This is a genomic window from Enterococcus sp. C63 (genome assembly GCF_040887215.1).
Lineage (GTDB): Bacteria > Bacillota > Bacilli > Lactobacillales > Enterococcaceae > Enterococcus_B > Enterococcus_B hirae.
On the sequence record NZ_JBFOFI010000001.1, the window covers coordinates 122,511 to 136,001 of the forward strand.

Here is a 13,491-nt window from a genome sequence, read left to right on the forward strand (position 1 = left end):
ATCCGTTTTATTTTTGCTATATTTAAACTTGTCGAAGGACAAATCGTTAATCGGAGGGATTCACATATGAAAGTTGTAGTAATTGGCTGCACGCATGCGGGTACAGCAGCTGTTAAAAGTATCTTAAAAAATCACCCAGAAGCGGATGTTACTGTGTACGAGCGAAATGATAATATTTCCTTTTTATCATGTGGGATCGCATTATACGTGGGTGGTGTAGTAAAAGACCCAGCCGGTTTATTCTATTCTAATCCTGAAGAACTACATTCTTTAGGTGCAACTGTAAAAATGGAACATGATGTAACTGACGTGGATACTGAAAAGAAAACTGTGACAGCCAAAGATCTAAAAACTGGTGAAGTTGAAACAGTTTCTTATGATAAATTGGTAATGACTACTGGCTCTTGGCCAATCATTCCGCCAATCAAAGGAATTGAATCAAAAAATATTTTGTTATGTAAAAACTATAACCAAGCAAATGAAATTATTGCACAAGCAGAAGATGCCAAACGGGTGGTCATCGTAGGTGGCGGTTATATCGGTATCGAATTAGTCGAAGCTTTTGTTGAATCTGGTAAACAAGTTACATTGATTGATGGTTTAGATCGTATTTTAAATAAATATCTTGATAAACCATTCACAGATGTATTAGAAAAAGAACTTGTCGACCGTGGAGTTACTCTAGCATTAGGTGAAAATGTTTCTGAGTTTATTGCGGATGAAGAGGGTAAAGTGAAACAAGTAGCAACTGCTAAAGAAACTTTTGACGCGGACATGGTCATCTTATGTGTTGGTTTTAGACCAAATACGACATTAGTTGATGGAAAAGTTGATACGTTACCTAATGGAGCCATCAAAGTTAATGAATACATGCAAACAAGTGATCCAGATATCTTTGCTGCAGGGGATTCTGCTGTAGTAAGTTATAACCCAAGTGGTACCCAAAATTATATTCCTTTGGCAACTAACGCAGTTCGTCAAGGATTGTTAGTAGGAAATAACTTGACTGAACATAAAATGGCGTATCGTGGAACGCAAGGGACGTCTGGACTTTACCTATTTGGTTGGACGATTGGTTCAACAGGGGTGACAAAAGAGAGCGCACCTATGAATAATTTAGAAGTCCAAGCAACGGTCTTTGAAGACAATTATCGTCCAGAATTCATGCCGACAAATGAAAAAGTGATGATGGAATTGGTTTATGAAAAAGGGACAAACCGCATTGTCGGTGCCCAATTCATGTCGAAATATGATATCACTCAATCAGCAAATACGATGTCACTGGCTGTTCAAAATAAAATGACCGTTGAAGATCTAGCGCTATCTGATTTCTTCTTCCAACCTCATTTTGACCGTCCATGGAACTACTTGAACCTATTGGCACAAGCTGCATTGGGCGAAATCGAAACTGCGCAATAAGCAATCAGCGAATAGTTAAACATTGTTTATTCGCTTTATAGCTATCAACGAGTCTAAGACGAATTTTCGTCTTGGACTCTTTTTTTTACATAAAGGTATCAACGGGTATTATCGAAACAAAAGAATCTTTTTTTCTAATAATAAGAAAAAGAGATTCTTTTGTTTCTTTTTTATATGATAAAATTCAACTATTCTAATCAGGAGTGATGTTATGAACTTGTTTGAACGATCTTATATGTTGTTGGCACTCGCTTATGGGTTGGCTGATGCAGGAGATTTTAAAGCAGTCGGTGAAGAAGGAAAAAAAAATTATCAATTGTTATTCTCAACTTTTATTAAAATGCTTGAAAATGATGAACAGGAAGCATTGATTGACCGAGAGAAAAAACCAGCAATCATTGATTCCTTGAAAAGAACGATTAAATTTTATGAAATGAAAAATCCCAAAGAGTTACAGCAAATGATGGAAAACATGAAAAAAGATGATCCAACAGATTTTATAATTTTTCCAGCATATATCACTAAAAAAATTCAGGATCATGTATTTGGATTAATCCTTTATAGAAAAGAAGGACATTATTTAGTAGCGATGATTGATAAATTGGAAGATACGAACAGTGATCGTCCATCAGGTGTATTCACAACGATTCTTCCAGAAAAATTAAGTACTTTAAGTAAAATCATTTTCCAGACAAAATTTGAACATCACAAAGATAGTCGTTGCAATACAGCAAAAGTTATTCAGCAATTAGGCGAAGAAAAAATAGACCCTACATACCTCAACCTTAGTATGAGGGGATATAATGGAATGGCAAATTGTACGGTTAAAGAACTTTTTGGGACTTTTAGAGTCGTTCTCTACAACAGTCAGAAATCTATTTTTCAAGAGACAATAGCTACTGGGTTAAAAAAACTACCAGTAGAATTAAAAAGTAGAACAATTAAGCCAAAGGTAGGAAATACCAGAGATAATCGTAAGATGTTACTTGAAGCTTTTATAAAAGAAGCGAGATTTAATAAAAAACAAGTCAGTGCGTTGACTCATCTATATAACGTTTATTTAGAGCTTAAAGAACAACGAGAAAAAAGAATTGCTGAAAACCCCTATTATTTTTTGGAATATTCTCAGGGAGAATTTACAGCAAGTTTTACCAATAGTATAATCAACGACTCAAGTTCGCCGCTTACTTTCAAAAAAAGTCAATCGTTTGATAATTTTAAGGTGTTCACCTCGTCAAAAAGGCAATTACCAAACTTGGGGGAGATTTTAAAAGGAATACTTGATGAAGAAAATATCCGTAAGAATCTTCATCATTTAACAAGAAATGCTAGTATAAATGCTAGTGTGAAAAATGAATTACATACAAGAAAACAACTGACATCAGATGATAAAAATCTGAGCGTCAGTAATAACAAAAAAAACGATTGTATTGATTATTACAGTAAAATGGATGTCAAATCCAAGTGAAAGTATATAGATAGTCAAGTCTATCAATTGAATGAAATAATTTGAAAAATTACTGTTTTCTATATTTAAAAAATAGCGTCTTTTTAATATGCCTAGGTTTGTAAGGGGATAAGTGAGGAAGTAGTTTGAAAAAATTTAGGTCTAAATAAGCACATAGATAACAAAGTAGACAAAATTTAATATTATTTTGAGATAAAGTATTCTTTTAATTCTTAGACATAAAAGCTATAAGTTGTCTTTCAATTCGTTTTCTGACAAAATAAATATAGGATGATGAAAATCATGTCAAACGATAACGAAGGAGCAATCAAATAATGGAAAAAGAATATTTTGTACAACAAGCAGCATTTCTGGATGATTATAAAAAAGAAGCAAAAGATGAAACGATCAATGTCGATCAATTAGCTGATCAAGTAATCAACCAATTGAATGAAACACAAGAGGATTATTATCTAATGAGTGGGGAAGTAGCGAAAGATGGCAATTCCCATCGTTTCCCATTCAGTCGTCGCGTTTATTCAGATGAAAACGATGGAACAATCAATACGGAGTATACTTATGAAGGAGAACCTTACGTCTTGCAAACGGAAGAAGATAAATAAGCAGTTCTCTAATCATTTAAAAAAAGTTCAGGTTTTTCAATCGCCTGATGATTGGGAAACCTGGCTTTTTTGCGACGGCACATGTTCCTTGATAGAGCGAATAGCTTATTTATTCCGAAAAGTGAAAAAGTGAAACAAAAAATAAAAAACATATAGAAGTAAAGGAAAGCTACCTTGCCTCGAACAAGCTTTTTCCGTATACTGGATTTGAAGTGAGGGAAAAATCATGTTGAACTTAGAAAATTACTTAAAAGCAGGACAAACAACGATATCGAACTTGTTGTTAAAAAATTATCATCGTATCGGATTACAAGCAGAAGAGTTTTTATTTATTTTGCAATTGCAAAGGGCGCAACTCGAAGGAGACTTTTTCCCAGATTTACACTCGATTGCGTTGGATATGGGTGTCAAACAAGAGCGTATCTATCAAATTTTAAATCACTTGATCAGTAATGGGTTTATTAAAATTGAAACAGCAACAATTGATGGTAAGCAAGCTGATCGTTACAATCTATATCCTATATATGAAATTTTAGGGAATTTTTTGGAAAGTCAAAATCAAAAACAAGCTGATTTAAGTCAAGAAAAAATGGTGCAGTCTGTTTATCAGTTATTTGAACAGGAATTTGGTCGCCCATTGTCAGCCATCGAATTTCAACGGATCGGTCAATGGTTAGAAGAAGATCATTATCAACCGGAAATTCTGAAACTTGCTTTACGTGAGGCTGTTTTGAATCAAGCGTATAGTTTTAACTATGTGGATCGAATCTTGTTGTCTTGGGAACGTAAAAATTTAAAGACGAAGCAACAAGTAGAAGAAGATCAAAAAAGACGAAAACAACAAATGTTACAAAAAGAAGTGGAAACCACTAACGCACAACCAGAAGCCTTGCCAAAAGTTACGTTGAAAAATTGGCTGGAGGAATAATATGTTAAGTAAACAAAAAACAATGGAAGCCTTGACAAAAATGTACGACATGTTCCCAGAAGCACATGGTGAATTAAAACATCGAAACCCTTATGAACTGTTGATTGCTGTCATACTCAGTGCTCAAGCAACCGATGTCTCAGTTAATAAAGCGACCCCAGCTCTTTTTGAAGCTTTTCCAACTCCTGAAAAGTTGGCTGCGGCTCCGATTGATGACATTATCCCTAAGATCAAAACGATTGGTCTTTACCGCAATAAAGCAAAAAATATCAAAGCATGTGCCCAACAATTGATGGATCGCTTTTCAGGTCAAGTTCCTCAAACTAGAGAAGAATTGATTTCTCTTCCAGGAGTTGGACGAAAGACAGCGAATGTCGTTTTAGGTGATGCTTTTGGTATACCAGCAATTGCTGTGGATACTCATGTCGAGAGAGTAACAAAACGTTTAAGGATTTGTAAGTTGAATGCCTCAGTGTTGGAAGTAGAAGAAACGCTGATGCGCAAAGTACCAAAAGAATTATGGGTCAAGACTCACCACACTTTAATATTTTTTGGTCGTTATCATTGCACGGCAAGAAGTCCACGGTGTGAAGTTTGCCCCTTGTTAGACATGTGTCAAGATGGAAAAAACAGAATGAAAGAAAAAACATTGAACGTAAAACAAAAGATAAAAAAAGGAAGTTGAGGTTTTTCTCAACTTCCTTTTTTGTTATGTGCCAGAAGACGTTGAACGACTAGAGGACTGTCCGGACTGTGCATTGTTCTCCGGAGGTGTTTGCGCTGGTGGTGTCGTGGATGACTCAGGAGTTGCCGAAGATGAAGAGCTTTGACTACTGCTGCTATTTTCTGGCGTTTCAGCTGAACTACTTGAATCATTTTTGTCACTTGAACTATCTACCGATGTCGAAGATTCGGCAGATGACTCAGTTGTTGAAGTTTCTGTCGATTCCGACGAAGAAGATACCGGTGTCGAACTTTCAGGTACCAGTGTCACTGATGAAGATGGCACCGTTGTTGAAGGGATCGTCGTACTTGGTGTTTTCTTGAGTTGATCGGTAAAGTATAATTCACCGCCAGATCTTACCAGTCCGCTAGGCATTTGCCAATCGCTATTTGTGACGCTGGATGATACATATTTCATTAATTCTCGATAAACATCAGAAGCAACATGAGACGAAGCAGAGGTGACAGGTGTCATTTTGTTGTTATAACCGGTCCATACTGAGATGGCGTAGTTTGGTGTATAACCAGCAAATAAAATATCAGGATACACACCGCTAGAAGTTCCTAATTTTGCGTACTCATCATCCGTATAGTTGGAAGTCCCGGTTTTTCCAGCTTGGTATAATCCAGGAATCAACGCATTCGTCCCAGTTCCTTTTGTTAATGTATCTTTTAAAATATCTGTGACCATATAGGCTGTTTCTGGAGACATAGCTGTATTACCATCGGGATCGAACGTTTCTTCTGTGCCGTCTTGGAAGACGATCTTATTGACATATTGTGGTTTATAATACGTTCCTCCGTTAGCGAAAGCAGCATAGGCAGCCGCCATTTTCAAGGAAGAAGCGCCATATTTTGTGCCGTCTTGTTTTTCTGTGTTACTTGAAATCGCATTTGATTGATGGATCGTACTATATTCGATTCCAAGATCTTTTAAAAAGGTGCTGACTTTATCTGCGCCGACTTCATTGAACAATTTGACAGCTGGAACGTTCCTGGAAAGATACAAGGCTTGTCTTAAGGTGATCGTCCCCATAAAACGGTTATCCCAGTTGCCTACTGGTGTTGAGGTTCCTTCATAGTTATAAGGAGCATCACTGATCGTTTTTCCTGTAGAGTATTTTAGATATTCAAAAGCTGGGCCATAATCTGTGACTGGTTTCATTGTCGAACCGAAGTCACGAGAAGTATTAACAGCTAAGTTCATACCTAGTGTGACATCTTCTGCAATATGGCGACCGCCAATTTGTGCTTTTACTTGACCAGTATTGACATCGATCAACGTAGAAGCAACTTGCATTTCATCATCAGGATAGTTGACATAGTCATCAGTGTTGACAATATCATAAAGATGTTTTTGTGCGTCTAGATCTAAGTTAGTATAGATATCCAATCCATCAGTAAATACATTTTTATCCGTTTTTTCTTGAACTTCATTGATGACTTCTTTGACATAATTATCAACGATTTTTGAATTATCATCTTCTTTTTTCATCTCTTGAAGACCATCATCGATTGGTGTATTCACTGCAGCATCATATTCTGATTGAGAGATTTTCTTGTTTTGTAACATGGTATATAAAACAGTATCTCGCCGTTTTTTGGCTTGTTCTGGATATTGGTATGGGTCATAGGCAGAAGGCGCTTGTGGCATTCCAGCTAACAAAGCAGTCTGTGGTAATGAAAGTTCTGGTAATCTTTTACCAAAATAATTTTCTGCTGCCGTTTCCATTCCGTATAATCCGTTGGACATATAGACTTTGTTCACATAGTAAGTCAATATTTCTTGTTTTGATTTTTGTTGTTCTAATTTTACAGCTAACCAAGCTTCTTGTGCTTTTCGTTTCAAGGTTTGATCTGAAGCGTTGGTAGAGAAGTAGGAGAGCTTAATCAATTGTTGGGTCAATGTACTACCACCTTGAAGTCCTCCAGAAGTAAAGTTAGAAAGTGCAGAGCCGACGATCCGAACTGGGTCGATCCCGATATGTTTATAGAAACGACGATCTTCAACAGAAACGATGGCGTTTTCTAACGTTTTCGGCAATTCGTTTGCGGTAATCTTTTCTCTTTTTTCTGCTCCTAAATCTTCAAATAATTCGCCATTTTGTGTGTAAAGTTTAGAAGAAACAGTCGCATCTAATGCAGTGTCCGTTAATTTTGGAGCATCTTTTGCATAAAACCAAAATAATCCGACACCGGCTAGGAAAGCGATACAAATCAAAGAAAATAAAATCAAGATGATACGGATGAAAAGCCCACGCTTCTTATGCCCGGAACCTTTGCCAGAAGTTTTATTTCTTGTTTGACTCGTCTTTTTAGAAGAAGAGGGACTGTTTCGTCTGGAAGTTCTTGTTTGCTCATTTGCCATTCTTGCGATCTCCTTCGATAGTTAATGTTGATAAGTATTGATCTACCGCTTTTAGATAAGGGATACGTGGCGAAAAACCTGTTTGGATCTCGATCCCTATTTTTTCGATCAATGAAAGCGGAAGCGACTTTTTCCCCTGATCATTTTGCGCATGCCAATAATCGATCAGATAAGTACTATCTAAATAAAAGCAACGCTTCAACGTAGAAAACCATAATAGGACAAAACAAATTCCTTGTTGCTTTAGACAAGCTTCCATATGGTCAATTTGATGCGCATGGAAATTTTTGAAGGGAAAAGATGTCTTATTCTTTGTTTCTTTCGCTTCAAAATCCAAATAGAAACCTCGATATACACCGTTATAATCTGTTGTGGAGGCCTGTGAGAAATAAGCTTCCTTAATAACAGCGGCGCTACGTCGAGGATAATCTACTTTAACAATTTGAATGGGGGTTGGTTTTTTATGGATAACAGCTACTTGGTGCGCTAAGTAATACTGGTTACTTTCGTTAATTGCTTCTTCAAAACGCATCCCTCGATTGCCAAATTCAATGGCTGATTCTCTTTTTTCTTGAACTTTTTCCTTTAAAGAGGCATTCTTATGATAGGGTTGGCCGTTTGGATAGCGTAAAACCATTTTAATCACACTCCTAGCCAACATTATAGCAAAAAAGAATCAAGAAAGAAAAGGAAACTCAAATGGACCGATTAAAAGTGATGTATATTTCCGGTTATCGAAGTTTTGAACTTGGGGTTTTTAAGGAAAATGACCCTAAAATAACGGTTATTAAAAAAGTCTTAAAAAAAGAGATACAGCAATTAGTCGAAGAAGGACTTGAATGGGTTCTTACTAGTGGAAACTTGGGTATAGAAACATGGGTCACGGAAGTAGTTGCTGAATTAAAGCAGGAATACCCTGAGTTAAAGTTGGGGATCATCTATCCATTCAAAGAGTTTGGAAATAATTGGAATGAGAATAATCAAGAAAAGTTAAGAATGGCAGAACAGTTAGCAGACTACGTTGAAGCAGTTAGCCATCAAGCCTATCAGTCGCCTAGCCAATTAAGAAACCACACGCGTTTTTTACTTGACCATACCGATGGCTGTCTATTAATTTATGATCCTGAGTTTCCAGGGAAAACCCAGTATTTTCTGAAAGAGGCGCAAACCTATCAACAGGATCATTCTTATGAAATTCGGCTAGTCAGTATGGATGATTTACAAAATTTCAGTGAATAATTCAGATAGTGTTTGATTTATCAAGTTATTTCCGATACAATGATATAGGTAGAAACTGTTATTATGTAAATGAAAACTAGAGGTGTAAATATGGCGGAATTGGTTTATAGTCCTAAAGACATTTTACAACAAGAATTCAAAACAAAGATGCGTGGCTATGATCCCATCGAAGTGGATGAATTCTTAGACAATATCATCAAAGATTATGAAACTTACAGCAAAAAACTCCTTGCTTTACAAGAAGAAAATGATAAATTAAGTGCCAAAGTAGCACAATTATCAAAAACACAAGGAGCAGCACAAACGCGTGTTCAACAAGTTGAAACACCGAAAAGTGCAGCAGTCACAAATTTCGATATCTTGAAACGTTTGTCAAATCTTGAACGTGAAGTATTTGGAAAAAAATTGGATCAACAATCATCAACAGTGAATGTTTCCCAACCTAACCCAAACAACTACACAAATGCAAGTGACGATGGTAACGAAAAGACACGTCAATTCTAAGATTGATGATACATTGCGGTTTTTGGGTAATCGCGGTCTGACATGATCAGGCTGAGGAAAGTCCATGCTCGCACAGGCTGTGATGCCTGTAGTGTTCGTGCTTAGCGAAACAATAAGCTAAGGTGCTCTATTAGAGTAACGGCAGGAAAACAAGCTAAGGTTTTTAACTATGCTTAAGTATCCTTGAAAGTGCCACAGTGACGAAGCGGATAGGGAAACTTATTCGGTGGAACGCGGTAAACCCCTCGAGCGAGCAACCCAAACAATGGTAGGGGCGCTTTTTGTTGGGAATTAAGAACGAGACAAAAAGGCAGGTTAACTGCAGATAGATGGTTACCACATTGCTTTTTCTCCCTGGAAAAGTAGTGTACAGAACATGGCTTACAGAAAACCGCAATATAACAGGGAATACCTTCCAACCATGTTGTGAAGGTTTTTTTTAACATTAGAGTGTCACCACTGATTTATACCATTCAATAAATGGCTTGTTTGTTCAGGAACACAAAAATGAACGAGTGAAGAATGGCAATTTAGAGACAAGTATGAAAAAAATACTGATTTATTTTTCGGTTTGATTTTGCAAAAAGCTGGACGACCACGTTCAGCTTTTCTTATAAGGAGATAAGTATGGATACGACTAGAGAATTTAATCTTGTGGCAACGGCTGCAAGTGGGTTAGAAGCCCTTGTTGGAAAAGAACTACGTGACTTAGGCATTGATTGTCAAGTTGAAAATGGACGGGCACGTTTCAAAGGAACGATGGAAACGATCGCTACAGCAAATTTATGGTTACGAACAGCTGACAGGGTAAAGATCGTTGTTGGGGAATTTGATGCGTTTACCTTTGATGAACTATTTGAGAAAGTTAAAGCATTACCTTGGGAAGACTTTCTACCTTTAGATGCTGAATTTCCGGTTGCAGGAAAATCAATCAAGTCTAAGCTTTATAGTACACCTGATTGTCAGGCAATCACTAAAAAAGCGATCGTTGAACGATTGCGTAAGTATTATCACCGTCCAGCATCTGTTCCATTAACGGAGACAGGCGCACATTTTCAATTAGAAGTCGCTTTACTAAAAGATCATGTCATGATCACACTAGACACAACTGGTCCTAGTTTGTTCAAACGGGGATATCGTTTGGAAAAAGGTGGCGCACCGTTGAAAGAAAACATGGCAGCCGCTTTAGTGATGTTGACAAATTGGCGAAAAGATCGTCCGTTTTATGATCCAGTGTGTGGTTCTGGTACGATCTGCATCGAAGCTGCCTTGATTGGACACAACATTGCACCAGGATTTAATCGTGAATTTGCTTGTGAATCATGGGATTGGTTTAGTAAAGATGTTATGGAAAATGTTCGAGCATTGGCAGAAGAGCAAGCAGACTATGATATTGAACTCGATATCACAGGTTCTGATATCAATGGGCGGATGATCGAAATTGCTAAAGCGAATGCGGAAGAAATTGGCTTAGGCTCTTCAATCACGTTTAAACAACAAGCAGTCAAAGATTTCAAAACGGATAAAGAATACGGCGTAATCGTCGCGAATCCGCCTTATGGAGAGCGTTTAGGTGAAGAAGAAACGGTTCGTCGCTTGTATGAAGAAATGGGCGATGTTTTCCGTCCATTAAAGACATGGAGTAAATACATTTTGACAAGTGATCTTACTTTTGAAGAGTATTATGGGCAAAAAGCTACTAAAAAACGTAAACTGTATAACGGAGCTTTACGGACTGATCTCTTCCAATACTGGGGAACGCGGCCACCAAGAAAAGACAAAACGATTTAAAATTATATGGGATGGATGGAGGAATAAATGATGAATGAAAAAGAATTTATGAAAGAACTAAAAGAAATCAATCTCTTGCAACAAACCTTGGGCATTTTAGATTGGGATATCCAAACAGGTATGCCAGAAAAAGCGAGTGAGGATCGTAGTGAAGTCAATAGTTATCTTTATAGTCTTTATTTCTCAAAGAAAATTGGACCTAAGATCAAAGAAGCCATCCAATATTTTTCTGAACATCCCAATGAATTATCTGAAACGGGAAAAATCGTGTTCGAGAAGGTCAAAGAAGACTATGAACTTGAATATAAAGTTCCTGAAGAATTGATGACTGCATTGACAGCAGCAACTTCTACCGCACAGGTGCAATGGCAGCAATCTCGTGAAACGAAAAATTTTGCGGATTTTCAAGAAGCATTGACTAAAAATATTGAGTTAACAAAACAGTTGATCCCCTATTGGAAAAAAGACGAAGCAACTGATTATGATGTGTTACTCAACCAATATGAACCAGGGATGTCTGTTGAAATCTTAGATCGTGTTTTCCAACAAGTAAAAGAAGGGATCATGGAAATTAGAAAAACCTTAGCAGAAAAAGGTCATGAACCAGATACCTCTTTTCTTTCTCGAAAAATGACTAAAGCCCAACAAAAAAGGTTTGTCACAGGCGTGATTGAACAGTTAGGTTATGATTTCTCAAGAGGACGTTTAGATGACACAATCCATCCTTTTATGATCGGGATCAATCATAATGATGCACGTATTACGACTCGTTGGAATGAACATGACTTTAAAATGGCAGTCTTTGGCGTGATCCATGAAGCTGGTCATGGAATGTATGAGCAAGATATTGACGAAAAATTTGCTTATACTCCGATTTACCAAGGTACTTCGATGGGAATCCACGAATCTCAATCACTGTTCAATGAGATCATCATTGGTAGCAATCGAAGTTTCTGGGAAAAACAATATCCATTTTTCCAACAATGTGCAGAAGGAACATTCGATGATATTTCATTTACTGACTTTTATCGCTCGCTGAAACAAACCCAAGCAAGCTTGATTCGAATTGAAGCAGATAGTTTAACCTATCCATTGCATATCATTATTCGTTATGAAATTGAGAAAATGATTTTCAATGAAGGCGTAGACGTGGCTCAGTTACCAACTATTTGGAATCAAAAGTATGAAGAATATCTAGGAGTACGACCTGCGAATGATTTAGAAGGAATCTTGCAAGATGTCCACTGGTCAGGAGCTAGTTTTGGTTACTTCCCATCTTATGCTTTAGGATATATGTATGCTGCGCAACTGCTTCACGCATTAGAAAAAGAGCTTTCGATCGATGAAGTGTTAGCATCCGATGATTATCGACCAATCAAAGAATGGATGAAAGAAAAGATCCATCAATATGGTGCATCTAGAAAACCAACGCAATTGATTCAGGATGCAACCGGTGAGGTGCTAAATCCGCAATATTTGATCGATTACATGAAAAAAATCTATTTTTCGGTCTATCAAGTAGCTGAATTCAGTAGCGAGAAAGAAGGAAAATAAATGGAGAAACTGCAGGAAATTGCTGATTACAGTTTCAAGCAATTAGCAATGGATCAAACTGGACACGGGATTGATCATACGGTACGAGTCGTTAAATTAGCAGAGAAAATTTTAGCAACTGAACCGCAAGCTGATCCATTGATTACCCTTGCTTCTGCTTATTTGCATGATACGATCGATGATAAAGTAGTAGCCGATGAAACGAAAGCAAAAGCAGAGTTACATCAATTTTTGCAACATTTAGAGTTATCAGATGCAACCATTGAATCAATCTTTTTGATTATTGATAACCTGTCTTTTTCAAAAGGATTGTCAGGTGAAGGGATGGCATTACCTATTGAAGGAAAAATTGTTCAAGATGCAGATCGTCTTGAAGCCTTAGGAGCAATTGGTATTTTACGTACGGCTTATTTTGGTGGTGGACATGGTCATCCCATTTTTGATGAAAGTCGGCAACCAATCACTTATCAAAATAAAAAAGATTATCGCAAAGGGTCCACTGTGATCAATCATTTTTACGAAAAATTGTTCTTATTACCAGATAGGATGAACACCCCATACGGTATAAAGGAAGCAAAACGACGAGAAGCCTTTATGCGGGAATTTATTGATGAATTCTTCAATGAATGGTCAGTAGGAGACCCTGATTTTACTCCCGAAAGCTGGTTGGCAACAGGAGGTTGAGACAAAAGTGTGTAGCATCAAGAAATAAGAAGGAATTTCCGAAAATTGACAAGAAACACAAAAACTAGTTTTTGATGTTGATTGTTACCTACTTGGTGCTTCTCAAATTTTTGGTAAATTTCGGCAAATTTTCCGAAGATGCTACTTTTGTCTCACCGTGAACAAGAGGTCGTGAAAAGAGTGTTTTGACCTGAGCGCTCACCAAGTAAAA

12 protein-coding genes and 1 other RNA gene are annotated in these 13,491 nt (G+C 37.1%); 11 read left to right on the forward strand and 2 right to left on the reverse strand.

Features of this window, described 5'->3' with window-relative positions:
- Positions 1 to 66 precede the first annotated feature (66 nt).
- The 5 genes from AB3H90_RS00530 to nth all read left to right on the forward strand — a co-directional run bounded on the left by AB3H90_RS00530 (position 67) and on the right by nth (position 5,102).
- Complete coding sequence (locus AB3H90_RS00530) at positions 67 to 1,419, forward strand: NADH oxidase (protein ID WP_010737508.1); 1,353 nt, start codon at positions 67 to 69, stop codon at positions 1,417 to 1,419.
- Between the two features lie 211 nt (positions 1,420 to 1,630).
- Entirely contained in the window at positions 1,631 to 2,887 is a 1,257-nt protein-coding gene (locus AB3H90_RS00535) for a hypothetical protein (protein ID WP_053766071.1), read from the forward strand.
- A 314-nt stretch (positions 2,888 to 3,201) separates the two neighbouring features.
- Entirely contained in the window at positions 3,202 to 3,489 is a 288-nt protein-coding gene (locus AB3H90_RS00540; protein WP_014834686.1) for a DUF5960 family protein, read from the forward strand.
- Between the two features lie 226 nt (positions 3,490 to 3,715).
- Entirely contained in the window at positions 3,716 to 4,417 is a 702-nt protein-coding gene (locus AB3H90_RS00545) for a DnaD domain protein (protein ID WP_010737511.1), read from the forward strand.
- Between the two features lies 1 nt (position 4,418).
- Positions 4,419 to 5,102 (forward strand): endonuclease III, encoded by a 684-nt coding sequence (gene nth, locus AB3H90_RS00550; RefSeq protein WP_088775161.1) that lies wholly within the window; start codon positions 4,419 to 4,421, stop codon positions 5,100 to 5,102.
- Positions 5,103 to 5,126: 24 nt separating this feature from the next.
- Here the strand turns inward: nth and AB3H90_RS00555 are convergent, their stop codons facing one another.
- Complete coding sequence (locus AB3H90_RS00555; protein ID WP_034866626.1) at positions 5,127 to 7,508, reverse strand: PBP1A family penicillin-binding protein; 2,382 nt, start codon at positions 7,506 to 7,508, stop codon at positions 5,127 to 5,129.
- Positions 7,498 to 8,145, reverse strand: coding sequence for a Holliday junction resolvase RecU (gene recU, locus AB3H90_RS00560; RefSeq protein WP_010719245.1), 648 nt, complete (start codon positions 8,143 to 8,145; stop codon positions 7,498 to 7,500). Before recU ends, AB3H90_RS00555 begins: the two co-directional genes overlap by 11 nt.
- Before the next feature lie 62 nt (positions 8,146 to 8,207).
- Here recU and AB3H90_RS00565 point away from each other — a divergent pair, with 62 nt between their 5' ends.
- The 6 genes from AB3H90_RS00565 (at position 8,208) to AB3H90_RS00590 (ending at position 13,280) form a co-directional block, all read left to right on the forward strand.
- Positions 8,208 to 8,747 (forward strand): DUF1273 domain-containing protein, encoded by a 540-nt coding sequence (locus AB3H90_RS00565; RefSeq protein ID WP_063627065.1) that lies wholly within the window; start codon positions 8,208 to 8,210, stop codon positions 8,745 to 8,747.
- Between the two features lie 90 nt (positions 8,748 to 8,837).
- Positions 8,838 to 9,251, forward strand: coding sequence for a cell division regulator GpsB (gene gpsB, locus AB3H90_RS00570; RefSeq protein WP_368015933.1), 414 nt, complete (start codon positions 8,838 to 8,840; stop codon positions 9,249 to 9,251).
- Between the two features lie 18 nt (positions 9,252 to 9,269).
- An RNA gene (gene rnpB, locus AB3H90_RS00575) (RNase P RNA component class B) lies at positions 9,270 to 9,640 on the forward strand.
- Positions 9,641 to 9,878: 238 nt separating this feature from the next.
- Entirely contained in the window at positions 9,879 to 11,042 is a 1,164-nt protein-coding gene (locus tag AB3H90_RS00580; RefSeq protein ID WP_010737516.1) for a class I SAM-dependent RNA methyltransferase, read from the forward strand.
- Between the two features lie 30 nt (positions 11,043 to 11,072).
- The gene (locus tag AB3H90_RS00585) at positions 11,073 to 12,596 is read left to right on the forward strand and encodes a carboxypeptidase M32 (RefSeq protein ID WP_207432252.1); all 1,524 of its coding nucleotides are present in this window, start codon (positions 11,073 to 11,075) and stop codon (positions 12,594 to 12,596) included.
- Positions 12,597 to 13,280, forward strand: a complete 684-nt coding sequence (locus AB3H90_RS00590; RefSeq protein ID WP_368015934.1) for an HD domain-containing protein — start codon at positions 12,597 to 12,599, stop codon at positions 13,278 to 13,280.
- Positions 13,281 to 13,491: the final 211 nt, after the last annotated feature.

Excerpts from the sequence above, each read along its gene's own strand:
- AB3H90_RS00530 (WP_010737508.1), top strand. The coding sequence starts at position 67 with ATGAAAGTTGTAGTAATTGGCTGCACGCATGCGGGTACAGCAGCTGTT.
- AB3H90_RS00535 (WP_053766071.1), top strand. The coding sequence starts at position 1,631 with ATGAACTTGTTTGAACGATCTTATATGTTGTTGGCACTCGCTTATGGG.
- AB3H90_RS00540 (WP_014834686.1), top strand. The coding sequence starts at position 3,202 with ATGGAAAAAGAATATTTTGTACAACAAGCAGCATTTCTGGATGATTAT.
- AB3H90_RS00545 (WP_010737511.1), top strand. The coding sequence starts at position 3,716 with ATGTTGAACTTAGAAAATTACTTAAAAGCAGGACAAACAACGATATCG.
- nth (WP_088775161.1), top strand. The coding sequence starts at position 4,419 with ATGTTAAGTAAACAAAAAACAATGGAAGCCTTGACAAAAATGTACGAC.
- AB3H90_RS00555 (WP_034866626.1), bottom strand. The coding sequence starts at position 7,508 with ATGGCAAATGAGCAAACAAGAACTTCCAGACGAAACAGTCCCTCTTCT.
- recU (WP_010719245.1), bottom strand. The coding sequence starts at position 8,145 with ATGGTTTTACGCTATCCAAACGGCCAACCCTATCATAAGAATGCCTCT.
- AB3H90_RS00565 (WP_063627065.1), top strand. The coding sequence starts at position 8,208 with ATGGACCGATTAAAAGTGATGTATATTTCCGGTTATCGAAGTTTTGAA.
- gpsB (WP_368015933.1), top strand. The coding sequence starts at position 8,838 with ATGGCGGAATTGGTTTATAGTCCTAAAGACATTTTACAACAAGAATTC.
- AB3H90_RS00580 (WP_010737516.1), top strand. The coding sequence starts at position 9,879 with ATGGATACGACTAGAGAATTTAATCTTGTGGCAACGGCTGCAAGTGGG.
- AB3H90_RS00585 (WP_207432252.1), top strand. The coding sequence starts at position 11,073 with ATGAATGAAAAAGAATTTATGAAAGAACTAAAAGAAATCAATCTCTTG.
- AB3H90_RS00590 (WP_368015934.1), top strand. The coding sequence starts at position 12,597 with ATGGAGAAACTGCAGGAAATTGCTGATTACAGTTTCAAGCAATTAGCA.